We start from the raw sequence: 24578 nt of genomic DNA, 5'->3' as shown, positions 1-24578 counted from the left end.
AAAAAAGGTCGCTAGTAATAGCGACCTTTTTGTTGTTATAGTTGCTTTTACTGGTAGAATAAAAGTGTATATAGCAATGTAAATCGTGTTTTGAATGTTCTCGCGAAAGCGAAAAGTTTACGCATCAAACAAACGAAAATTATCATCAATTTTCAAATCAGGAATTCCATCATACTTTCCTTCGAGATAGTCTTTTTCGAAAGAAGCATCTTTGCGGATTTTTTTGTCGTACAACGATTCTAGTGAAGTAACGCCGTACTGATCTTTTTCAGCAATAATAATTTGATCGCGTCTAAAAAGTTTTCGTTTTGAATTGATTAATGAAGAATTGTGCGAAGCAAAAATCAATTGCGCACCATGCGGATTGTTCTCTTTAGAGTTGAACAACTCTACAATAGATTTACTTAAATGTGGATGTAATTGTGCGTCAAACTCATCAATAATCAGTGTTTTTCCGTGTAATAATGTATCTATAATTGGACCCGAAAGCGCCACGTATTTTCCCGTACCTAACGATTCATTCACAAATAAATTAAAGTAAATAGTGTCTATTTCTTCGTTGTTTTCATCATAAATAGGATGTTTTGTACTTACCACAACATTTTCCTCATCCGATTCTAAAATCATTTTTCTAATTTCCTTCGGAACGTTTCCTTTCTCCAAAATTTCTTCTGTAAGTTTAAAACGTTCTACTTTCGTTTCGGTAAATCCTAAATCGGCACCAGCAATAAAATTATCAATATATTTTTTCTTTTCAGGATCGTCCATCATGTCAATCGTAAAATTGATTGTAAACCGATCTTGCATTCCAGAAATATATTGCACATTGTTCAATGCTTTTAAAATAGACATCGCCACAGGAATATTGAATTGTGCACAAACCGATAAAAACAACGCATTTTTTCGTGTAATTGAAGTCAGATTTGTGCTTGCAGCATCATATTTTTTAGTAATGCTGATATCTTGCAGCGCTCGTTCAAACAAAAGTTGTTCTTTATTCTTTGTGGTCATGTACAACCATTCTTTGTGAATTTGTTCTTCATCTACTTCAAAACCGTATCGGTATTTTACACTTTCATGAATAAATATAAACTCAAAAAAACTAGGATTTTCAATGGTTTCAACAGACAAGCAGAAAGGTTGCACTTCTATAGCTTCATCTGCTTGCGAGTTTTTAGAAGAATTAATGATAAACTTTCGCGCAAAGTTGATGGCCTTAAATAAATTACTCTTACCGTTAGAATTTGCTCCGTAAACAATCATACTTTTTAAAAGCGTCAAATTTTTCAATGGCGCATCATAAAGATTGGTACTTCGCAATTCGGTAAGTGAAGTAGCTGTCAAATCAATAGAGGTTCTATTTTTAAAAGATAAATAGTTTTCTACTGTGAATTTTACGAGCATTTAGGTAATTTTTTTAGGTTCTGCATTACAAATATATCATTTTATACGAAAATATCGTACAAAAAGATGTTTTTTGTTTTGGCTAGATGAAATAAAAGTATATATTTGTACGTGTTTTTCTCATAAATGATAATTTTTTTATTGAAAAAACATGAATTTTAGAAGAATCATCGTAAATACCGCATGAACTGTTAAAAACAATAATTAGTTGCTTAAATGATTCTTCAAACATAAAAAGATCAGCTGTTTAGTGCGTCTTTTTACAACATCGATTAAGTATAAATTACACGATAAAGAAAGTTAATGATAAAGAGAGAATTTCCTTTTTACAGGCAGTTAGACCAAATGGATTGTGGACCTACATGTTTGCGTATGGTAGCAAAACATTTTGGACGCGCATATACAATTGATTTTCTACGAAGAAAAGCAAACATTACCCGAGAAGGTGTTTCCTTAGGAGGAATTGCTGAAGCTGCTGAAGAAATTGGCTTGCATACATTGGCAGTAAGTGTCGATTATAAAACCTTAGTTGACGAAGTTCCGTATCCGTGTATTGCGCATTGGAGACAGCGTCACTTTGTGGTCGTATATAAAATAAAAAGAAATAAAGTGTATGTTGCCGATCCTGCGCATGGATTGGTAAAATATTCTAAAGAAGACTTCTTAAAAGGTTGGATAGGAAATACTGCTGATCCAGATACTGCGGAAGGATATTTACTGCTTTTAGAGCCAACTCCAGAGTTTTACGAAATGGAGAAGGAAGAAAAGAAAGAATACGGATTTAAGTTTCTATTCTGGTATTTTAAGCCTTACAAAAAATACATCATGCAGTTGGTGTTGGGACTTATTGTAGGGAGTTTGTTGCAATTGATATTTCCGTTTTTAACCCAATCTGTAGTGGATTATGGTATTAATTATCAGAACAAAAACTTTGTATTCCTGATATTAATTGCGCAATTAACACTGTTTATATCGCAAACTACTGTCGAACTGATTCGAGGTTGGATTTTACTCCACATGACGAGCCGGATTAATATTAATTTGATCTCAGATTTCTTAATCAAGCTGATGCGTTTGCCAATTGCATTTTTTGATTCGAAAAATACAGGAGATATCATTCAGCGTATTTACGATCACAATAGGATTCAGAGTTTTCTATCGTCAACTACATTAAATACACTTTTCTCGGCGTTTAACATGATTATTTTTGGAGCCGTATTAGCATATTACAACATGCAAATTTTCGCCATATTCTTTATTGGTTCAGCTTTGTATATTGGTTGGACGTTGCTGTTTATGAAAAAGAGAGCCGAACTTGATTACAAACGATTTGACCAATCTTCCGACAATCAAAGTAGTTTGTATCAGTTGATTTCTGGAATGCAGGAAATAAAATTGAATGGTTCTGAACGTAGAAGACGTTGGGAATGGGAAGCAATTCAAGTGCGTTTATTTAAAATTTCGATTAAAGGTTTAGCGCTTTCGCAAACACAAAATACAGGAGGACGATTTATCAACGAATTAAAAAATATTATCATTACCTACATTGCGGCGACTTCCGTTATTGACGATCCATTATTTACGTTGGGTATGATGCTTTCAGTTCAGTATATCATTGGACAATTAAACATGCCAATTAACAACTTTATCACATTTATTCAATCTGGACAAGATGCAAAAATTAGTTTGGAACGTTTGTCTGAAATTCACAATAAAGATGATGAAGAAGATCGTTTTGAAGATAATATTAAAGAATTACCAGCAGATAAAACCATCAAATTGACCAATGCAAGTTTCCGTTACGGTGGAAAAAGTTCGCCATTAATTTTAGATGATATTACAGTTGATATTCCAGAAGGAAAAGTAACCGCAATTGTGGGAGCGAGTGGAAGTGGAAAAACAACATTGATTAAGTTATTGTTGAAATTCTACGACTTTAATGAAGGTTCTATTCACATTGGTCCGCATAAATTGGGCGACATTAGTACTAAAACTTGGCGTAAATCCTGCGGTTCAGTAATGCAAGATGGTTTCTTATTCGGCGATACGATTGCAAGAAATATTACAGAATCTGATTCAGAAGGAATTATTGACAAACAACGTTTGATTCACGCAGTAAAAGTTGCCAATATTGAAGATTTTATCGAAGAATTGCCATCAGGATATAATACTAAAATTGGATCAAGTGGTGTAAATGTTTCTGGAGGACAAAAACAACGTATTCTCATTGCACGTTCGGTTTACAAAGATCCGAAGTATATTTTCTTTGACGAAGCAACCAGTGCTTTGGATGCGAATAACGAAAAGGTAATTATGGAAAACCTACAGGAATTCTACAAAGGAAAAACCGTTGTTGTTGTTGCGCACCGTTTGAGTACTGTAAAAAATGCAGACCAAATTATTGTACTTGACAAAGGAAAAATTATCGAATTAGGAAACCATGAAGAATTAACCGCAAAACGCGGATCATATTATACGTTAGTAAAAAATCAATTAGAGCTAGGAAACTAATATGGCAAAGAAGAAAGACGAGAAAAAAGAAGAAGAAAAAAAGGAAGAAAGACGCAAGAAGATTAATGATCTTGACGAACGTTCCGATCAGGTAAAGGAAATCCTTGGCCAAGCTCCGAATTGGGTAATTCAATGGGGAATTTCGGTTGTATTTGTCATTATTATTCTGTTTTTGGTCGGATCGTCCTTACTGAGTTACAACGATATCATTCGTGCAAGAGTAACGATTACTTCTGAAAATCCGCCTGCGCATTTAACGGCAAAAACCTCTGGAAAATTAACCAGTATTTTTGTAGAAGCTGGACAAAAAGTAGAAGCCGATCAAGTGTTGGCAGTTATTGAAAACACAGCAAATTTTGAAGATGTACAATTGTTGAAGAAAAAATTAAAAGACTTTAAACCTAATCAGAATGATTTTGATTCTTTAAACTATACATTTCCAACAAAATTAAAATTAGGACCAATACAGTCGGTTTATAATGCGTTTAGAGCACAATATCTTACATATTTAAACTACACAACCTTTAGTGAAGATAAAAATCAGGCGGCGAATATAAGTTTGCAATTGGGGAGAGTTCGCAATAGGTTACGAAATAGTAAAAATCAGTTGGATTATTACAAATCTGAGCTGGAAAACTCAAAAAAGCGTTATGAAAAGTTTAAGCGATTGTTTTCACGTCAGAGCGTATCTGAACGAGAATTTAAAGATCAAGAAAATTTATATTTAGGAGCGCAACGTGCGTATGAAGGTTTGTTGGCGAGTATTGAAAACGATGAAAGTTCTATATTAACATTACAAAACAACTTACGTCAGGCTTCAGTTGGTGACAAAAGTTCTGAAATTTCTACAGATCAAAATTTAGAACAAGCCAAACAAGATTTAGAGAATCAAATTTTACAATGGGAACAGCAATTTGTACTAAAATCGCCTATACAAGGAGAAGTAACTGTTTTTGACATTTGGTCAAAGTACCAAAATGTAAATGTAGGACAGGACTTATTTACTGTAATTCCAGATGAAATAGAAGGCATTATTGGGCGTGTATCGTTTCCTGTGCAGAATTCAGGAAAAATTGAAGTTGGTCAAAGCGTAATTATCAAATTAGATAGTTATCCATACCAAGAATGGGGAAGTTTATCGGGAGAAATTATCAATATTTCTGGAGTACCACAATTAAATCCGCAAGGTGGACCGCCAATGTATGTGGCATATTTAAAGGTAAAATCATTAGAAAGTTCTTTTGAAAAGTCTATTGATTTTAAACAAGAAATGGAAGGTGCCGCAGAAATTGTCGTAGAAGAATTGACCGTAATGCAACGTATTTTCTATCAGTTACGAGAAGTTTTTAGTAGAAAATAGTAATAATATAACAATGTTTACATTCTTTTTTTTCATTATAAAAATCCTTTCAGGAAGTTAGCCTGAAAGGATTTTATATGATTCATTTTTAACATGCTTCGTAGCAGGAAATAATTTCTCGTGTTTGTGTGTTTCCGCAACCATTAGAGCATCCGTTGGTTTGGCAACCATTATTGGTATTTCCACAATGATTTGCAGTATTGCAGTTGCCTGTTACTTCACAACCATCATAAATACCTGTAGCAAGACAATCTGGATTTGTAGATGCTGTATTCCAACCACCTTTTGCATTATGCGAATTTAATTCTGCAATTTTTGACTTTGCTAAGTTCAGTTTGTTTAATCCTAATTTTTGTTTTTTCATGATTTAATTTTTTTAGTTAATAAAAAATACATCATTAGGAATTTGAGGAATAATAACTTTAAATATACAGAACAAACTCATACATAACGCTTAAGGAATTGTTAATTAACAAAAAAAGTCTTTAGTGGATTGCTAAAGACTTTTTGAAATTATTGGTGATTTTGTTTTACTCTCCGTCGTCTGTACCACCACTAAATCTACCACTTGTTCTCTGTCCACCAGTAGTATTAGTTACTGTATCACATTCATTATGCATTGACTTAATACATTCTATATTTAATGTAAGAGGTGGCGGTGGTGGCGCAGTTGTGCAACCATTATCGTTTGATGCTCCTCCAAATAGGATATGGGGATTTCCTATTCTTGAAATTTTTACTTTTTTCAGTTTTAGTGATTTCATAATAATCTTTGTTTTAGTTTAACGAGTTAAATGTCTAAAAAAAAAGGCAACTATTTAAAAAGTATAAGTGATATTTTATAAAACGTCACTTATGTATCTTTCTGATTTTGAAGGCTTTTTATGTAATATGATGGGTACATGTCTGTTTGCGCTTTAAAGGCTCTTGAAAAGGTTTCTGAACGCTTAAAACCGAATTCTTCTGCAATGGCTTTAATGGTATACGAACGTAATTTAGGATCATTTTTCAGTTGTATTAAGGCAGCATTGATTCGTAATTCTGAAAGGTAGGTTTTAAATGATTTTTCTTTGTACGTATTAATTACGTTTGATAAATAACTTGTATTTGTTTTTAATTTCTTAGCAACATAACTCAGTGTACAATCTTGTCGTAAGTACAATTCTTTTGCTTCAAATTTCTCCAAATCTTTTAAAATCTGCAGTGCATTTTCATCAGTGACTGTATTGGAAGTTTCCTTCACAACAACCTCAGGAATTATTTTCTCTTTCGGTTGTTCTAGTTTTTCAATGGTAACTAATAATTCTTGAAAACGTTTTTTATTGCGTTGTTGCTTTTGCTTAAACCAAATAAAGAACCCAATAAGGAATATGATTAGAATAGTCGAAATGATATATAAATATTTGGTATTTTTATCTAAAGAGTCAATTTCTTCTTGCAAAGGAATAATATCATGCTCTTTATGAATTCGGTTGTTTAGAGAAATATCAAGACTGTCGTTTATCTTATCTAATTCATAGAATTTCTTAGAATATTCAGTGGCTTTTTTATGATTTCCTATTTCTGAATTTGACCATTGTAAATACTTATATACTTCTTTTTCTTCTGAAAAATCTAACTTGAATTCATCGGAAATAGTAATTACTTTTTCTAAATATTTTATAGCTTGATGAAACTCTTTCAATTCATAAGAGTTTTTTCCAATGTAAAAATATGGCGTTGTTAAATTGGGAAGCTCATTTGTACTTAAATAATATGTTTCTATTTGTTTACAAATATCAATACTTTGTTTATAATTTTTATTTTGATAGTGAATAATACTTTTATTTGATAAAGCCCAATAATAGGCATTTGGAAATTGTTTTTTAGGAGATATTTCTAAAGCTAAATCGTTATAATAGTCAGCTTTTTTTGGTTGACTAATCCTAAGATATGTATCTGCAAGCTGTGATAAAATGATTCGTTTATTGTATGTTTTTTCTCTGCTTTCAGTATCTAATGTTCCTAAAAGCTTTAAATTTTCTAGTAAAATATTAATTGATTCTTGGTAATCTTTATGCACCTTTTTTATAAGCGCTATATTAATGTTGACCGTAGATATATGTATTGGATTTTTCGTAAGCCTTGCATATTTCCTAGCTTCTTTATAGGCTTCAAAACCCTCACTATTTTTATTGAGATCACATAGATTGTTTCCCTTTAAATTATGACTTCTAAATAATAATATATTGTCGTTGAGTTCTTCAGCAATTTTAATAACATCATTAAGGTTTTCAATTGATAATGTATATGCTGCAATAGTATAGTTGGCGTGGGCAATGCTATATTTTGCCAGCGCTTTTTTTTCTAAATTATTTTCTTCCTTAGCTAATTGATATGATTTTTCAGCATACACTTTCGCTTTTATAGCATCTTTCCGTAAAGTAGTCTCAAAAAGTGTTATCAACTCCTCATACGATTTTTCTTGTAGTGAATCGGTTTGTGCATTCAGCGAAAGCGAACAGCAAAAAAGGATGACAACAACTATGTAATAGCATGTTGGGTAAGAAGATTTTTTAGGATACATTCTTAAAATATTAAGGTAATTGGGAATATACAAGTATAACGGTTTTCTGTGGAGAAAAAAAATAAGTAGGATGAAAGGTAATTGCTTTCGTGTAAAGGATAGAAAATAAAAAAGGTCTAGTAATTTACTAGACCTTTTCGTAGATTTATGTTATTATTATTAACAGTTATCTGTTGATTCTACAGCAGGATCAGTTTTGTATGTAGGAAGAGTATTAGTTCCTCCTTTAATAGCATTTGTTTTTAAAGTAGAAATTACTTTTTTAGCTAAATGAAGTTTTGAATTTTGTTTTTTCATAATTTTTAAAATTTTAATTAATACACAATTTTAACGTAAATTAAGAATACATTATTGTTACTTTTCTTATAATTATATGTTAAGAATAATTTATTGTGCATTTAGAACTCAAACATTTAATAAACGTCCGTTCGAGTGATTTTGAGGAACGGAAAATCGTATCGAGAACTTGTTTCATATCAAAAATTCTATTCTCGATACTAATTTTACTTATTTTCAATCGTAAAATTCACTCGAATTGACGAATTTTATCCAAATGCACAGCGAGTCGAGAATATTACTTCTTCTTGTTTTTATTTTTATTCATGTGCTTTTTACGCGCAATCATCGATTTGTAGTAACGATATAAGAAATCGTAACATACCATTTCATGAATACGGTTTTTTGATTTGAACAAACGATTCATTAACATGTGCAAATAACTTCCCATTAAGTCGTTAATTGGCATCATCAATGTTTCATCTTCTTTGTGTTTAATGATTGCTGCCGCAATATCCTTGATGCCTTCTTCTTTTTGTGCTAAAACATCTAAAATTGGTTCGTAATCTGGATTTTCTTCCGCCGTAAATACCATGAATTCTTCAATTTTTTTACGCTCGGCTCTAAATTTGTCGTCCAATTGCTTTTTTAGCGGACGCGACATCCCGAATTCATTTCCGAATCCAGTTTTTAAACGATCTAAAAGTTCTAGCTTTTCATCGTCGTTGTAGCCGTAACTTGTTAAATGAGAATCCATTGCACGGATAGAGAACAACCAACGTAGTTCTTCGCCTTCATCGCCTTCAATCATGTCAATAAAATCAACAATCATTTTACTATCATGGTAAAACATCGCTTCTGCCAATTCCATCGTATTGGATCCGTAACGTTCTATTTCGCGTTGATACGTATCAATTTGGATTTTATAGATTAAATCTTGATCGATAAATTCTTTAAACTTCGGATACAATCCGTTGATAATAAATCCAACATTTTCAGGTTTGGTATAGTGAAAACGTACACGAACATGATGTTTTGGATCGGCATATCGGATAAAAAACCATTTGTCAATTATTCCGTGTGCTATTAACTGTTCGGCAATAGGTTTGATGATTTCCGTTAGCACAGCATCACAGGTTTTTGGTCCTGTATATATTTTATAATACAGCCAACTGTCTCCTAAGATAAAATTTCTTTGTATTTCGTTATTCATTGCTTTGCTTGCTTTGAGTTAATTTTTGTTCGTTATAAAATGAAATTACTACTTGGTTTGTGTAATATTCATCTCCCTCTTTTACAACACCGCGTTCGCTAAATAAGAACTCGGTAAGTTTGAAAGAACCTCGCTTACTTACGGTGTTTAGTAACATACGTACAGAAGTAAGGTTTTCAAAGTTGACAAGCAATTCATTATCTCCATCGGCAAGCATTACGTATTGCGGAATTTTTAGACTATCGCGCAATGTTTGTATAGCTTCCGTAAGTTTATCATTGTCTTTTTTAACTTTTAATAATGGCTCAATGTGACTTTTCTTTAAGTTCCACGTAGCATCGTGTAAGATTAAGTTGTTAAATTCTACACGAGGTAAAAATGGATAGTCATTTGCAAAAGGACCTAATCCGAAACCAACGCCACTTCGTATTCCTTGCGTTTGCATGTCTGCTAAGAAATGATAAATTGGCAAGGAATTGTGTGAATAGTTGTGCGCATTGGTTAAGTGTGGTACAACTTCTTTGTTGTGCTTTTTAGAACGCAACAATACTTTGCTGTGATTTTTTACAGAAACCATTAAATCGTCAATTGGTAATTGATCTTCTTCCGGTTTGATCGATTTTGCTAAGTATGGAATTTCGTATTTACGTAAATCTGGACGCATGAGAATGTTTCCTACTCTCGATTCTGGAAGATGCACAATTTCTGCTAATATTTTTTCGCTGTTCATTTCCGCTTCCATGTCTACCATTTCTTGCGTGTACGCGAATAGTTCTTCATCTCCATGACAAAAACGTCCTAATAAGTTGGCAGCACTCGATCCGCCACCACCGCTAAATTTGATTTTGTGTTCGCCGTTTTTATCTTCTAAGATTTCAATCATACATGACATGGTATCTGGAAGATCGTTCCAGTTGAGATCGTAGTCTTTAAAGTCGTCTTCATTGATCGTAATGATGTAATCATCATTTTTAAATGCTTCAATAAGCTTGTCTTGAAAGAATGAATTGATAGGCGACCAACGCACTTCCATCATTTGATGTTTGGATTGTCTGCCAGGAATGACAATATTATCTACCAACGGATTTACGTCTCCTGCACCTTGATCTTGCTTGTAACCAATTCCGATTTCAACATCTAATGCTGTCGAAAGTGGTACTTCACGTTCTTCGAAACGTTCGTGAAACGCATCTCTAAATTTCGTTAAGGTTGTGGTACTTTGCGGAAATGAGATTCTGTTGAGCAATGCATACCCTTTTTTGATGTCGTCTACCACTGTTGAGCTAAGTGTGTTTTTGGTATTTTGTAATACCATATCGGTTTGAAACATGAATTTCAGTTCGAAATCGGTTTCTAGTTGCTGTAAAAATTCACTGAGTTCTAGGTATACTTTTGGGTTGTTTCCGATAGATTCGTCAATCTTATTGATTTTGTTGTCTGCTTCTTTGAGTGCTGCCAGAATTCCTTCAACACCTTCTAAGCGTTCTAACACGTTGCAGATTTGTTCTAAGAATTCAGGACCAGAAACTGAAGGTTCTAGTTCGCTGATAAGCAACTGACTTGACACTAATTCTTCTATGAATTCGGTAGCTTCTTCTATGGTAATTTCATCATCCACCAAAAGTTTTGCCAATTCTGATAAGGAAGCTCCATTGGAAGCTTTTTCTAAAACAACGGCCAAATATTCAGTATCATCAACCGCTACAATATGGTGATGACGTCTACTGTTAAAGTATTTGTATTCAATATATCGTAATTGCGGTCCGGCTTTGTATATACTTGAGTTTGGATAGAATAAGAGTTGTTCTCTAATTTTTTTATTAGTTACCAAATCTTGCGAAAGCGCTACCAAATAGTTCATATCCAAACGTGTGTGACGCTTGTTTTGAGCAGAACCTTTGAGTTTGATATCTGTTTCTTCTCCAAATTCACCTACAGAACATCCTGCAAAGAGTCCAAAGGGTGTACATCTGGAAGACATTCTAGAGATATATTTTAAGATAGAGTAACGTAGTTTTTCTTCTTTTTTAGCATCGTCCATTTCGCCAGCGAGCCAACGATTCATTTCTTCAAATAGGGAAGGTGATGCTAAAAATAGTGCTTCTCTCACAACAGGATTTTCGCAAACTGTTTTGAAATCTTCATCAGAGATTTCTTTTTTGGAAGTTAATTCTTGATAAGATGTGAATGAGAAAAGTGGTGTTCGTAATATGTATTTTGAAAAATTCTTGTATGGATTTTTACTCATCTGTTTTAGCTTATCATTAAACATTCATCCCATTTGGTATCGTAATCTGCTAGGTAATCGAGAATACTTAGTCCAATTCCTGCTACACCTTCTAAAAGTGATACTTCAGGTTCCCAGCTTTTGTCCATACCTTTCCACTGTTTGTAGCCAGCATATCCATCTTCAAAGTTACCTCTATCAATTCCGTCTTGAATCCAGAATTCAAATGCATCTTTAAATACTTGATCTCCTGTTTCTTTGTACATTCTGTAGAACATTTGCGCATTTCCGTACGAACCGTGACAAACTCCAGCATCGCGCACGAGACTGTCATCTACTTTAGTCCTTGCGGCAGAATGTTTTAATACTTCTAAAGCAGTTTCGCCTAATGCAGCATCATTCAGTGTTTTGGAAGCAAACCAAAAACGCATGGCAACACCAAGATCACCATAACACCAAGCCAAGCGACTTTGTCCGTTTTCATCTTCTTTATTTTCAGTTATCCAACTTGGAAAAATAGAGAAAGGGTTTTCTTCTGTGGTTTTATGACTTAAAATGTACTTAATGGCACCTTTAAGCATAGGTTCTGCTTGTGTTTTGAAATCGTCATACACGTGAAGTTTGGTTAAAATACCAACAATACTTGACATTCCGTGTGAAAGACTAAGGTTGTAACCTCTTTCTTTGGTTTCAATGCTCAACTCAGATTCCCACTTTATTTTTCCGTCACCATCATCTTCAGACAAATCTTTTAATAAGTCCATAAATTCTTTAAGAATGGTGATATATTTTTCTTTTAATTCGTCAGATTTTGTATTTCTATACCGGTTTAAAAAGTAAAAAGCGTATCCAATGGCTCCGTGAAGAAAATCGTAGTTTCCATTTTTCATGTCGGTTACCATAAATGTATGTATATACTGATCTAATTCGGGTAATAAATCGTCATTATCAGCATCCATAAATTCTTCTTGTTCTAGATGGTCTAAAACCCATCCAGCTCCTGCAATACCTGTACAGAATGTAGGATAACTGTACCCTTCGTTTATTTTATCGATACAATCTGTAAGCATTTCCACACCAACATCGGCGTGGTCATCAATATCAAGATATTTAGAATAGTAAAACTCAAATAAAGCGATGCCAGAAAGTCCTGCTAACACTCCTATTTGAGTTTCTTCTTTGTATTTCTCTTTGATGATTTGGTCAATTTCTTTTAACTTTTTTTCTAATAGCTCCTTATTCATAATTTTTTCAAATGATTCAAGTTTTGGTCTACCTCAAATTAAAGGCTTTTTTTATATTCTTACAAGCATACGAAGCAGTAATAACTTATAAAAAGTGAAATAAGTTATCGAAATTTATAAAATACAGGAAGATTTTTGTGTTATTTTAATTTTTTTAGCAATTCTGTTGCTTTTTCGTAATTGTAGTTGTCTGGATTTTGAACTAAGGTTTTAAGTATTTTTTTTGCATTTTTAGCATCATTTTGCTTTAAATACGTAAGCGCAGTGTACCAATATGCTTTGTGATTGTCGAGTGCGTCACTATTTAGTAAAGCGTCAAAAGTTTGAAGTGCCTCGTGATAGTTGCCAAGTTCTAGGTAAGAAATACCAATATACAAATGCTTTTTCGGATCGTAAATAGCATCTTTTTTGGCAGATTGCTCAAAGATTGTTAAGGCTTCTTGATATTTTTCTTGTTGGAATAAATTTTCCGCATTTACCAAATTGTTAAGTGTATCACTTTTGGTTTGAAAAGATGACAATGTACTCCAATCATGGTATTGCTCAAAAGCATCTGTTGCAGTAATTGACTGCATGAATGTAAAGTAAAACATGGTCATAACAGCCGCAATAGCCACCGCAGAAGAAATATAGTAGAAATATGACTTTCTGTTTCCAGAAGAAGTGGTGTTATTTTCTGTTTGTTGGATATCACGAATTTTCTTTGACAATGCTAATACATCATCTGCACGAAATTCGTTGGCAAGTGCTTTTACCTCGGCAACACTTGCATTGCTTTTTACAGTCCATGTATCTTCATTGTACACACTTTCTAATGAAGAAAATGTTTCTACAAATGAAGCAAGTTCTGTGTCATTTTTAAGTAAAGCTTCAAAGGTAGATTTTTCAGCTTCATTCATCTGATTGTTCAAATATGAAGCGATTTGCTCATACGTTTTATCATCAAAACTCATAATTTTTTTATTTTAGAAAACTTAGCGTCTCCTTGAATTAGCTTGGTTAATTTAGCTTTGCACTTAAAAACTCGTTGTCTAGCTACTACTTTAGATGAATATGAAAAAGTTTCCACGATTTCTTCATACGAAGTTCCATTAAACAAGAGCGTTAACACCTTTCTACAATTTTCAGAGAGTAATTGAAACTTTTCTATGTACAATTCCCACTGTTCTTGTTCAAGTAATGCAAATGCATTTTCTGTTTCTTTATCTTCTAGTTCAACAACCTCTTGTTTTGTTACCCGTTTTTTATTTAATTCTCTTCTCCAGAGATTTTTACAGGTCGTAAAGAGGTATGCTTCAAAAGAAGATTTTATTTCTAATTCTCTCTTTTTGAGTCTTATATAAATTTGAATTAACGCGTTGTGAAAAACGTCTTCGGCATCTGTAACAGCACCTTTATTTCGTAAAACAAACGTTTTAACCTTCGCGAAAAACTGATTATATATTTCTTGCAATACAGTTTTTTCTCCAGAACGAAGTCCTTCAATAAAATGAGCATCATTTGACATAAAAAATAGGGTTGATTATAAAATCAAGTTCTAAAAATAATGAAATAAATCGGGTAACGAAAGTTATTCAATATAACTATATAATGAATCGATTCATCACATAGGCGGTATCCGAAAAGCCTACAATCAAATAGAGTAGGAAATAACCAATAAATCAAACACTTTAATTATGAAAAAAGTTATACAAAGTATGTTTTGTTTATTACTATTGACTTCTTCCATGTTAACTGCACAAAATAGCAGTGACAAAAAAGGAATGTCAATTGATAAGCAATTAGTGTTTGTATTAAATGATACAAACATCAATGAAATTCAATCAACATATACTGTTGATATTACTGACCTAGGATTCAAATCCTCAGAAGATTTGAATGATTTTTGCACAATATTTTCTTTTGATTTTCACCAACTCAAAGGAGATTTTGCGTCAAAAAAAATCATTATGACTTTAGACAAAAAATCTTTAATAGATAGAAAGTTTACCTTACTACAAGTGAATGAACATTTTAGTTCAATATCAAAAAGAATGCGCTACACCTATAATTTTACTAAACAAAAATAATTATGAAAAAGATATACTATTTTTTAGCAATTATTACCTTTTTACCTTTAGTAGCTTTAGGTCAAATAAATGTAAATACTAATTTAGATAATAACGCACTTATCCAGACTCTTGGAGGTAACGGAGTTGATATAAGTAACGTAAACGTTACCGCTGCAAATGGTTCTTATGGTCAATTTACAAATGGAGGTTTTGGAATCGCCCAAGGAGTATTACTCACAACAGGATCAATACAAGATGCTGTTGGACCAAATGATGTGAGAAATGCAGCAACTGATACAAATGCAGGAGGAAGTGCCTTATTGGATGCCTTGGTAAATGATGGTGCAACTCAAGATGCCACTATAATTACCTTTGATATTGTGCCAGAAGGAACAAACATAAGTTTTAATTATGTATTCGCCTCTGAAGAATATCATCGTTTTGTGAATTCACAGTTCAATGATGTATTTGGATTTTTTATTTCAGGACCTGGGATCAATGGGAACCAAAATATTGCTACTATCCCTGGAGGCAATACTCCCGTGGCTATAAATACAGTCAATAACGGTCAATCTAATGATTGTAATGCTCCTGGAGGAGGAACTAATTCTAATTTCTTTATAGATAATTGTAATGGGAATTCCATTCAGTATGATGGGCATACAACTGTATTACAGGCAGTTGCTAATAATTTGCAAGCTTGTCAAACATATACAATTACGTTAGCTATTGCAGATGTGTCTGATGGTATTTTTGACTCTGGAGTATTCATTCAACAAGGAACGTTTAGTTCAAATGACTCTGCTGTAGATTTCCATTTTGAACATGAAAATGGAGTAGAAGATACTGTATTCAATCTTTGTGAAGATGTAATTTTAGATGGAACAGGTACTACCGCTACAGGAAGTTACTTTATTGATATTTGGAGAGTTAATGGAGATGGGTCTGTAAGCTGGCTTTCTAATCAGAATGATGATGGTTGGGCGCAAGGATTTCCTAATCCAGTCAATATAACTCAAATATTTGTTGATGATGAAGATAATCCAGTTACGTTCCAAGCAGGAGTTACATATGAAGTAAAGTTAGCAATTGTAGATCCTAATTGTGGATGGATCTCAGAAACTAGAAGATTTACTTATGAAGAAGGACAAATGTCATCTGCGTTTGATATTATCAATTATGATTGTTACGACGGTGTGTTTGATGTTACAGTAATCGCACAAGATACAGCTCCAAATCAATGGTGGAGAGTCTATGAAACGAGCGTTCCAGGATCTACTACAGATGCAGACACAATTGGGCCAGTAAGTGAAATTCAAGGAGATATTACAGTAACCTTTACAGAGTTAGATCCAACGAGATTCTATTACATCAAACATGGAGTATGGACTAATAACTGCCCGTGGCAAGAAACGAGAATACCTTTAACTCCAGATTGCTGTGATGAATTTGACTCGGCAGACTTTAGTGTCGGTGTTGACTTTGATTACGACTTTTGGGTAGGTAGTTATGAAGGATATCAAGATATTGGAGCCACTCACGAATGGTATATATTATCAAGTCCTAATGAAACTGGCGGACCATACACTCCAGTATTTAGTACAACCACTACAGGAGGTAATGATTTTGAATTGTATACAGATGGTCAATTTGGAGTATACTACACAATTATACACAAAGTTGTGAGTTATTGTGGAGAAATTTGCTACGGACAAGTGCAATATCAAAAAGAAGCAGAGACACTAAGAAAAGAAAATAGTGCCATTGCTGCAGAAGTCGACTGTTGTTTAGTTTTTGATTTTTGGCCAAATGGACCAGGAGCACCAGAAGAATTCACGGCTGCATTTGATATAGGAATTGATCCACAAAGTGGCACTATTCAGACATTTGTGCCAAATACATATCCAAATAACTCAAGCATTGAACACGAGTGGACACTCTTTTCAAGTCCAAATGAAACGGGCGGACCTTATATTTTAGTAGACGAATCAACAGCAGTAAACTACTCATACAGTAGTGCGCAAAACGGACTTTACTATTTCCTATTCCACAAAGTAAAAAGTGATTGTGGTGAAGTGTGTTTCGCTCAAACAATTTGTAGAAACTGTGGAGAAGCAACTGTAGCTGGAAATTGTGAATTATGTGGAGTTATCGATTGTTCATTAATTGATGAAATCAAAGAATCTATTTGTGATGCACCAACAAGCTTGGTATATAGTTGTAAAACTTCAACATTAAATTGGGAAGACATTCCAAATGCAGATAGTTATATCGTTGAAATTATTTGGGATGATCCAGAGTGCTGTAAATCTACTCAAAGTAATGCTCCGCAACAATGGATGGTTACAGAAAGTAAATTTCAATTACCATATATTAATGTCTCAGGATGTTTTAGCTGGAAAATTGGAGTAAAGTGTAAAGAAGACATCGTTTGGTCAAATAAAAAATGCAGTAGTTGTTTTACAAAACCACACGACGGACCAACAAAACCACAGGAACCAAGTGCAAGTGATGTAAAAACTGAAGCAAAAATTTCTCCAAATCCAAACGACGGTAACATGAATATTGAAATTTCTGGAAAAGACAAAACAAATTTCACCATAAGTGTATATCGTTTTGATGGAACGCTAATCAAAACATTCGATCAAAATCGTATAGAAAATAATTCGATCAATATATCTTGGAATGGTAAATCTGTATTAACGCAAGGAATGTACTTCTTTGTCATCACTACAGATACAGAAACAATCACTAAAAAGATAATGGTAGAATAAATATCATTTTTTAAATACCTGAATAAATTCCAGTCAATCTCTATTGGCTGGAATTTTTTTATCTAAAATATTTACAACGATTATAAAATTAAATAACATTACAGTTAAAAATATGTATTTTGCTGTATCTATCTACCATGAAAACGATCAAAATAAGTTTGTTAAAATTTTCATAAAAAAGTTGGGTAACAAAACTCCTCCTTCCTAACTATTCTATAAATGAATTCATTTTAAAGGTCGAATCCGAAAAACCTTTTAGCTAAAAATAGAGTAGGAATAACCAATAAAATCTTAAAAAAGCACATTAAAAAACCTAATAATGCAAGAGAATTTGAGCTAGTTTGAACTAGCGATAATTTTTTTAAATACCTAAACCATTATTAAAAATTAAACAATAAATTTAAACTTATTAACAACATGAAAAAAGTAATAGTATACTGCTGTGTAATCCTATCCTTAACTTTAGTAGGATGCCAAAAAGAGTCTTTAAATCTTGAAACTGAAATTGCAAAAGAAACTGAGATCACACAAAAAGGAGGCGCTAATTCTGGAGGAAACGAACTTGTCATTTTATATCCTGAAGGAACTACAGAAGCAGAAAAAGTAATAAAAAGAAACGAATACCACATCCAAGAATATAAAAAATGTGAATGTGCCGACCCTAACCTCGAACTTTGGATTTTTAGCAAAGGACAAGCCAATGGCGGTGGTTTAGAGGAGAAAAAAGCGACTGCAAAATCTGATGAAGAAATTGAAGGAGCCGAATACAATCCAACTATTAAAATACAAGAAAATATGTTTGTAGATTTTGGTGGCACTGGGAATATCAATGATGGATTATCAAAAATGGTTAGCTCAAATCAAGGTGTCACTGTAGCAGTATTAGATACAGGAATCATGTATGAGTATCCAGGTTTCTCATCACCATATTTATACAACAGTGGAACAGATGCTTGTTCGGATAATGGCTACAATGAATTGTTTGGATGGAATTTTGTAGATGAAGACAACAATCCGTACGACGATCACAGAGGAAGACACGGAACGATTGTTTCAAGCTTAATAGCTTCTCAGTTTGAAGCAGCCAATGTAAACTATCAAATATTGCCTGTAAAAGTGGCGAATAGCAATGGGAATATCCGTTACTTTGATGCGCTTTGCGGATTTCAATATGCAGCAAACAAGCCAGACGTAAATGTCATTAACATGAGTTTTGGTTGGAATTATTATGAACGTGAGTTATTGGAGAAATTTATTGATGATGCAGAAGATATTTTAGTAGTGACTTCCGCAGGGAACAAAGGATTAAACAATGATACCACACCACATTATCCATCTTCTTACGAATCTGACAATTTATTAGCAGTAGCAGCATTAGCAGCACACGGATCACAAGGAACAAATTCAAGTCCTTATGCAAGTGGTTCATTAGTAGATATCAACGGCGCATCTAGTAATCCAAACTCTGGTTTGGCAAGTTTTTCAAATAGAGGTGTATATTCTGTCGACATTGCAGCCTCAGGAGAATACATTCCTTTTACGTACAATAACCAAACATTATACATAAGCGGAACTTCGTATTCTGCCGCATTAACCTCAGGATATAGTGGAACTCAATATCAATTAGGAATGTCAGGAGTTTTATTAAAAAGCACCGTCATAGAAAATGCTATCTATGATCCTAACTTATCAGAAATACAATATTCAAAGCACATTCCTGAATAGAGAAGAAAGAAAATTAGTTAGTACAGAGTTCCCATAAAAGGTTTATAGTTTAAATTAGGTTTAGGTAATCTTGCATTTAGACTATTTAAAAGGGGAGCGTAAAAACTCCTCTTTTACCTTAATGAAACTCAATATTGTGAAGTCTGGAAGACGCACACAATATTGCTAGTTGAATTAATCCCGTTGCATAACGGGATCTCAAGATCAAGTATGGGAAACTCAACATTGTGAAGTCTGAAAGACGCACACAATATTGCTAGTTGAATTAATCCCGTTGCATAACGGGATCTCAAGATCAAGTATGGGAAACTCAACATTGTGAAGTCTGGAAGACGCACCCAATATTGCTAGTTGAATTAATCCCGTTGCATAACGGGATCACAAGATCAAGTATGGGCAACTCAATATTGTGAAGTCTGAAAGACGCACCCAATATTGTTAGTTGAATTAATCCCGTTGCATAACGGGATCACAAGATCAAGTATGGGCAACTCAACATTGTGAAGTCTGAAAGACGCACCCAATATTGCTAGTTGAATTAATCCCGTTGCATAACGGGATCACAAGATCAAGTATGGGCAACTCAACATTGTGAAGTCTGGAAGACGCACCCAATGTTGCTAGTTGAATTAATCCCGTTGCATAACGGGATCACAAGATCAAGTATGGGCAACTCAACATTGTGAAGTCTGGAAGACGCACCCAATGTTGCTAGTTGAATTAATCCCGTTGCATAACGGGATCACAAGATCAAGTATGGGCAACTCAACATTGTGAAGTCTGAAAGACGCACACAATGTTGCTAGTTGAATTAATCCCGTTGCATAACGGGATCTCAAGATCAAGTATGGGCAACTCAATATTGTGAAGTCTGGAAGACGCATACAATATTGCTAGTTGAATTAGAGTCTGTCCAGAAAGTCAAAATTTCATCAAACAAAACCATGTGCTGAACTTAATTCAGTATCGATTCGGTTTTTCATAAAGATTGATAATTAGTGTGATGAGATTCTGAGTCAAGCTCAGAATGACGTTTCTAAGAATCTTGTATAAAAAAATCCCGCAATAACGCAGGATTTCATATTGTAAAATTTGATTTTATTCAATTTCTTCATCGGCTTTTGCTGCTTGTTTCTTTTCACCACCATTAATTTTGGAAATGATTAGGGAAGGAATTTGAAATTGTTTAAATTGTGAAATACTTTGTTGATTTTTCATAATAGTAATGTTTTATAGATACATAACTTAAGAAAGTTACTAATTATTGTACAGATTTTACGTATTGCAAAAAAAAAATAAATACCCAAACCTTTATGATTACTTTACATACAAGAATTCATAAGTTTCCCCTAACACTCCTTTTTTTAGTATCATTCTACATGCTTCAAGCGCAAAATTTGGAGTTAGCTGCCTATTATTACCAGCGAATTGAAGACAAAGAGTTGACTTTTAATGAAAGGGAAGTATTATTAGATAGTTTATTGCTCGTAGAAAATATTAAAGTAGACACACTAAAATTGGCAAAAATATATAGAAGTTTCATCAGAGAAACAGGTTTTTCTGAACTTAAAAAATCTATTCAGCTTACAGAAAAAATCGAAAACCTAGCTGTAAGCTTAAATAACTTTAATTTTGATGATTTCAAAAAAAACCATAGAAATAGAATTGTTTTTTTATATCGAGATCAACAACTATACAAAGCACTTAAAGCAGGAAATAATTATTTAAAAAGATATCCCAAAATTGACGAATATACAGGCAAAATATATCGTTCATTAGGAAATATTTATAGTGATTTAGGAGATTTTCAAAAATCAATTTCTAATTATGATAAATCTATATACCTTTTAAAAAAATATGAAAATAATCAAGAATTAGTTAGATCTTATGTATGTAAGCTCGAAACGTTGATAGGTTTATATGATTCTAGTTACACTAAACAAATATTAGAGATTAAGAAAGAATTAGAAATATTAAAAAGTTACATAAGTATAGAAAATAATATAGTTAATTACTTGAATTTAGGTGCTTTTTACGATTTTCAAAAAGATTTTGAATCTGCAAAAGAAAACTACATTAAAGCACTAAATGTTTCAATTTCAGAAGAAGATTCTATAAATATTTTCAGAAGTAATATTAATTTGGCAATTGTAAGTAAAAAAATAAATCAACTAGAGAAAGCAAAATATTATTTGAATGAAGCTAGAAGCAATATTTTATACGATAAAGATGCTATTGATATGATTTCCAACAACCTAGCAGACATCTACCAAAAAGAAAACAACCACAAAAAAGCCATTATTCACTACCAAAAAGCAATCACACAAGCATTGCAATCCAAAGAATTAGACTACAAAACATTGCCTAGTTTTCAAGACATCGAATTATCTCCAAACAAACTAGACATCTTAGGATATTTAATTGACAAAGCCAATGGTTGGATTGCCTATTATGACGCAGAAGAAAAACCAGCATACCTGCAAAATGCACTCGAAACATTCACACTAGCCGATCAATTAATTGATATTATTTATGTGGAAAGTCGTGAAGACTTATCAAAACTATTCTGGCGTAAAAAAAGTGCCACTTTTTATCCGAAAGCAGTTGAGGTTTGTTATCGTTTGCAACAACCTGAAAAAGCATTCTTCTTTATGGAAAAAAACAAAGCGATGTTGCTGTTGGAAAACATGACCAATGCAACGGCAAAGCGTCTTTCCAAACTTCCAGAAGATATCTTAGAACGTGAACAAAACCTTATCAAAGAAATCAAAACGCTAGAAGCAGAAATTCAAGCAAGCGCAACAGATAATCAAACCTTAGATTCTCTAAAAAATAGCGTATTCAAATACAAAAAAGAATACAACAGCTTTGTAGATTCTTTAGAAACTAACTATCCAAAATATTACAATTACAAGAAAAATATCAACATTATAACACTACAAGAAGTACAAAAAAATCTACAGGAAAACGAATTGGTATTGCAATACATTGTTGGAAAAGAAAAAGGATTTGTAGCATTAATCTCTCCAAAAACAATTGAATTAGAAGCATTACCAAACACCGGAATCTTGACCAAAACAGTTGAAACCTACAAAGCATCTGTTTCAAAACCATTCATAAACAAAAAAGACAAAAAAACATACCAAACTGTTGCCAAAAAACTCTATCAACAACTGATTCCGTTCAAAGAAAGTAATGCTCTTTTTCAAAAACGTGTAACGATAATTGCAGATGGAATGTTGCAGTACATTCCTTTTGAAGCTTTGTTAACGCCAGACAATGAATACCTCATTAAAACGGTTGGCATTCACTACAACTACTCGCTTTCTTCGGCTGCACAATCAAAACAAAACAAAGTGCCGATATCAAAAATGTTCATTGCTATTGCACCTACAAAATTCAAAAATGATAACTACGGAAAACTTGCCACAAGCTCGGCAGAACTCGAAAAATTAACCAATATCTTCAAAGCAAACCATTTTCAATATGAAGATGCTACAAAACAGCGATTCACGGAAGCCTACGGAAACTACAAAATCATACATCTTTCTACGCATGGCGGCATAGACAATACTGTTCCTTGGATGGCTTTTTATGACGAAAAAATGACGCTTGACGAACTGTATTTTACCAAAAACCAATCGGAATTAGTTGTGCTAAGTGCTTGTAAAACCTCAGATGGCGAGCTCAAAAAAGGCGAAGGAGTCATGAGTTTGGCAAGAGGATTTTTCAATGCAGGTGCAAAAAGTGTAGTTTCTTCACTTTGGGATATCAACGAAAAAGCAAGCAATGATATCATTCAAGAATTTTACAAAAATCTAGCCAATGGAGATACCAAAGCATGCGCATTGCAAAAAGCAAAGCTTACCTATATCAAAAACAATGGAAATACGAGTGAAGCTTCTCCGTATTATTGGAGCGCACTTACCATTACAGGCGATGTAACTCCGATTTACGAAACCTCAAGTTCGTATATATCTTATATTTTAGGCGGATTATTACTCACAGGAATCATACTTTTTATCCGATCAAGAAGAAAAAAACAAGCTTGAAATAGTAGTGAGTATTGAGATATTAGTATTGAGAAAAAGTATTTTCGTCTAACAAGTCTAACAAGTCTAACAAGTCTAACAAGTCTAACCAAGTCTCTTATTCAAATTCGTAATCATTTCAGAAACAATTGCTTTCATATCAAACTCAGATGACCAATTCCAATCATTAGTAGCAGCAGAATCATCAATGCTTTCTGGCCAACTATCAGCAATTTGTTGTCTAAAATCAGGTTCATATGCAATTGTAAACTCAGGAAGCAACTCTTGTATTGCTGAGGTCAATTCTTTTGGTGTAAAACTCGTCGCAGCAATATTATACGAAGAACGTATGTTTATGTCAGTAACTTCGGCATTCATAATAGCAATTGTAGCTCGAACGGCATCGTCCATAAACATCATTGGAAGCGAAGTATCTTCACTCAAAAAACAAGTATACTGTCCGTGTTTAATCGCTTCATGAAAAATTTCCACGGCATAATCAGTCGTTCCGCCACCAGGATTTGCTTTCCAGCTAATAATTCCCGGATATCGAATACTACGTACATCAACGCCATAATTCTTATAATAATACTCGCACCAACGTTCACCAGCCAATTTGCTAATTCCGTAAACGGTAGAAGGTTCCATAATCGTATGTTGTGGTGTATTTTTCTTCGGAGAATTTTCGCCAAAAACCGCAATAGAACTTGGCCAAAATACTTTTTTGACGATCTTATCTTTCGCAAGATTCAGTACATGAAGTAGTGAATTCATATTCAAATCCCAAGCAAACTCCGGATTCTTCTCAGCAGTTGCAGAAAGTAGCGCAGCCATCAAATACACATCGGTGATTTCATGTTTTTCTACACATGCCTGAATTGCTTCCTTATTGCGTGCATCAAGCAGTTCAAAAACACCTTGAGTAAACACTTCGCTTTCGCTTTGGCGAATATCAGACGCAATCACATTTTCAGCGCCGTAAGTATTTCGCAAAGCTGCTGTTAATTCTGTGCCTATCTGTCCGCAGGCACCAATAATTAAAACTTTTGTACTCATCAAAAAAACAATCAATTACCTCAGGACAAGTCCGTAGGGTATTTATAAGAAATTCATATTCGTATAACAAGGAAATCCTTGCAACATTTTAAATCTCGATTATCGAGTAAAAATTGATTACAAATATAGAGAAATCTATT

Annotated in this window: 17 protein-coding genes; 6 read left to right on the top strand and 11 right to left on the bottom strand. The window is 33.4% G+C overall.

Annotation, left to right across the window (positions count from 1 at the left end):
- Window positions 1-117: 117 nt before the first annotated feature.
- Window positions 118-1404, bottom strand: coding sequence for an AAA family ATPase (locus tag KAOT1_RS14735; RefSeq protein WP_007095650.1), 1287 nt, complete (start codon window positions 1402-1404; stop codon window positions 118-120).
- Between the two features lie 303 nt (window positions 1405-1707).
- Between KAOT1_RS14735 and KAOT1_RS14730 the strand changes: the two genes are divergently transcribed.
- Window positions 1708-3915: a peptidase domain-containing ABC transporter gene (locus KAOT1_RS14730; protein ID WP_040559592.1), complete on the top strand. Its 2208-nt coding sequence runs from the start codon at window positions 1708-1710 to the stop codon at window positions 3913-3915.
- A 1-nt stretch (window position 3916) separates the two neighbouring features.
- Window positions 3917-5275: an HlyD family secretion protein gene (locus tag KAOT1_RS14725; protein ID WP_007095648.1), complete on the top strand. Its 1359-nt coding sequence runs from the start codon at window positions 3917-3919 to the stop codon at window positions 5273-5275.
- 88 nt (window positions 5276-5363) lie between these two features.
- Here the strand turns inward: KAOT1_RS14725 and KAOT1_RS14720 are convergent, their stop codons facing one another.
- The 9 genes from KAOT1_RS14720 to KAOT1_RS14685 all read right to left on the bottom strand — a co-directional run bounded on the left by KAOT1_RS14720 (window position 5364) and on the right by KAOT1_RS14685 (window position 14308).
- Window positions 5364-5639, bottom strand: coding sequence for a hypothetical protein (locus KAOT1_RS14720; protein ID WP_007095647.1), 276 nt, complete (start codon window positions 5637-5639; stop codon window positions 5364-5366).
- A 166-nt stretch (window positions 5640-5805) separates the two neighbouring features.
- Entirely contained in the window at window positions 5806-6039 is a 234-nt protein-coding gene (locus tag KAOT1_RS14715) for a hypothetical protein (protein ID WP_007095646.1), read from the bottom strand.
- Window positions 6040-6128: 89 nt separating this feature from the next.
- Window positions 6129-7841: a helix-turn-helix domain-containing protein gene (locus tag KAOT1_RS14710; RefSeq protein WP_040559591.1), complete on the bottom strand. Its 1713-nt coding sequence runs from the start codon at window positions 7839-7841 to the stop codon at window positions 6129-6131.
- Window positions 7842-8000: 159 nt separating this feature from the next.
- On the bottom strand, window positions 8001-8138 hold the full coding sequence (locus tag KAOT1_RS23015) for a hypothetical protein (RefSeq protein WP_007095644.1): 138 nt from the start codon (window positions 8136-8138) through the stop codon (window positions 8001-8003).
- 277 nt (window positions 8139-8415) lie between these two features.
- Window positions 8416-9330, bottom strand: coding sequence for a thiopeptide-type bacteriocin biosynthesis protein (locus tag KAOT1_RS14705; protein WP_007095643.1), 915 nt, complete (start codon window positions 9328-9330; stop codon window positions 8416-8418).
- Window positions 9323-11578: a lantibiotic dehydratase family protein gene (locus tag KAOT1_RS14700; protein WP_162014344.1), complete on the bottom strand. Its 2256-nt coding sequence runs from the start codon at window positions 11576-11578 to the stop codon at window positions 9323-9325. The genes KAOT1_RS14705 and KAOT1_RS14700 overlap by 8 nt, the downstream gene beginning before the upstream one ends.
- Before the next feature lie 5 nt (window positions 11579-11583).
- The gene (locus KAOT1_RS14695) at window positions 11584-12801 is read right to left on the bottom strand and encodes a lanthionine synthetase C family protein (protein ID WP_007095641.1); all 1218 of its coding nucleotides are present in this window, start codon (window positions 12799-12801) and stop codon (window positions 11584-11586) included.
- Between the two features lie 140 nt (window positions 12802-12941).
- Window positions 12942-13754, bottom strand: a complete 813-nt coding sequence (locus tag KAOT1_RS14690) for a tetratricopeptide repeat protein (RefSeq protein ID WP_007095640.1) — start codon at window positions 13752-13754, stop codon at window positions 12942-12944.
- Window positions 13751-14308 (bottom strand): RNA polymerase sigma factor, encoded by a 558-nt coding sequence (locus tag KAOT1_RS14685; RefSeq protein WP_007095639.1) that lies wholly within the window; start codon window positions 14306-14308, stop codon window positions 13751-13753. The genes KAOT1_RS14690 and KAOT1_RS14685 overlap by 4 nt, the downstream gene beginning before the upstream one ends.
- Window positions 14309-14477: 169 nt before the next feature.
- Between KAOT1_RS14685 and KAOT1_RS14680 the strand changes: the two genes are divergently transcribed.
- From KAOT1_RS14680 to KAOT1_RS14665, 4 genes are all read left to right on the top strand, one after another.
- Entirely contained in the window at window positions 14478-14870 is a 393-nt protein-coding gene (locus KAOT1_RS14680) for a hypothetical protein (RefSeq protein ID WP_007095638.1), read from the top strand.
- Between the two features lie 2 nt (window positions 14871-14872).
- Complete coding sequence (locus KAOT1_RS22060) at window positions 14873-17626, top strand: choice-of-anchor L domain-containing protein (RefSeq protein ID WP_007095637.1); 2754 nt, start codon at window positions 14873-14875, stop codon at window positions 17624-17626.
- A gap of 417 nt (window positions 17627-18043) precedes the next feature.
- Window positions 18044-19351 (top strand): S8 family serine peptidase, encoded by a 1308-nt coding sequence (locus KAOT1_RS14670; protein WP_007095636.1) that lies wholly within the window; start codon window positions 18044-18046, stop codon window positions 19349-19351.
- Window positions 19352-20730: 1379 nt separating this feature from the next.
- Complete coding sequence (locus KAOT1_RS14665) at window positions 20731-23403, top strand: CHAT domain-containing protein (RefSeq protein ID WP_007095634.1); 2673 nt, start codon at window positions 20731-20733, stop codon at window positions 23401-23403.
- 84 nt (window positions 23404-23487) lie between these two features.
- Here the strand turns inward: KAOT1_RS14665 and KAOT1_RS14660 are convergent, their stop codons facing one another.
- Window positions 23488-24438 (bottom strand): NAD-dependent epimerase/dehydratase family protein, encoded by a 951-nt coding sequence (locus KAOT1_RS14660; protein WP_040559585.1) that lies wholly within the window; start codon window positions 24436-24438, stop codon window positions 23488-23490.
- Window positions 24439-24578: the final 140 nt, after the last annotated feature.

Source organism: Kordia algicida OT-1 (genome assembly GCF_000154725.1).
Lineage (GTDB): Bacteria > Bacteroidota > Bacteroidia > Flavobacteriales > Flavobacteriaceae > Kordia > Kordia algicida.
The sequence above is the reverse complement of the archived record's forward strand: the minus strand, read 5'-3'. Positions and strand labels throughout refer to the sequence as shown.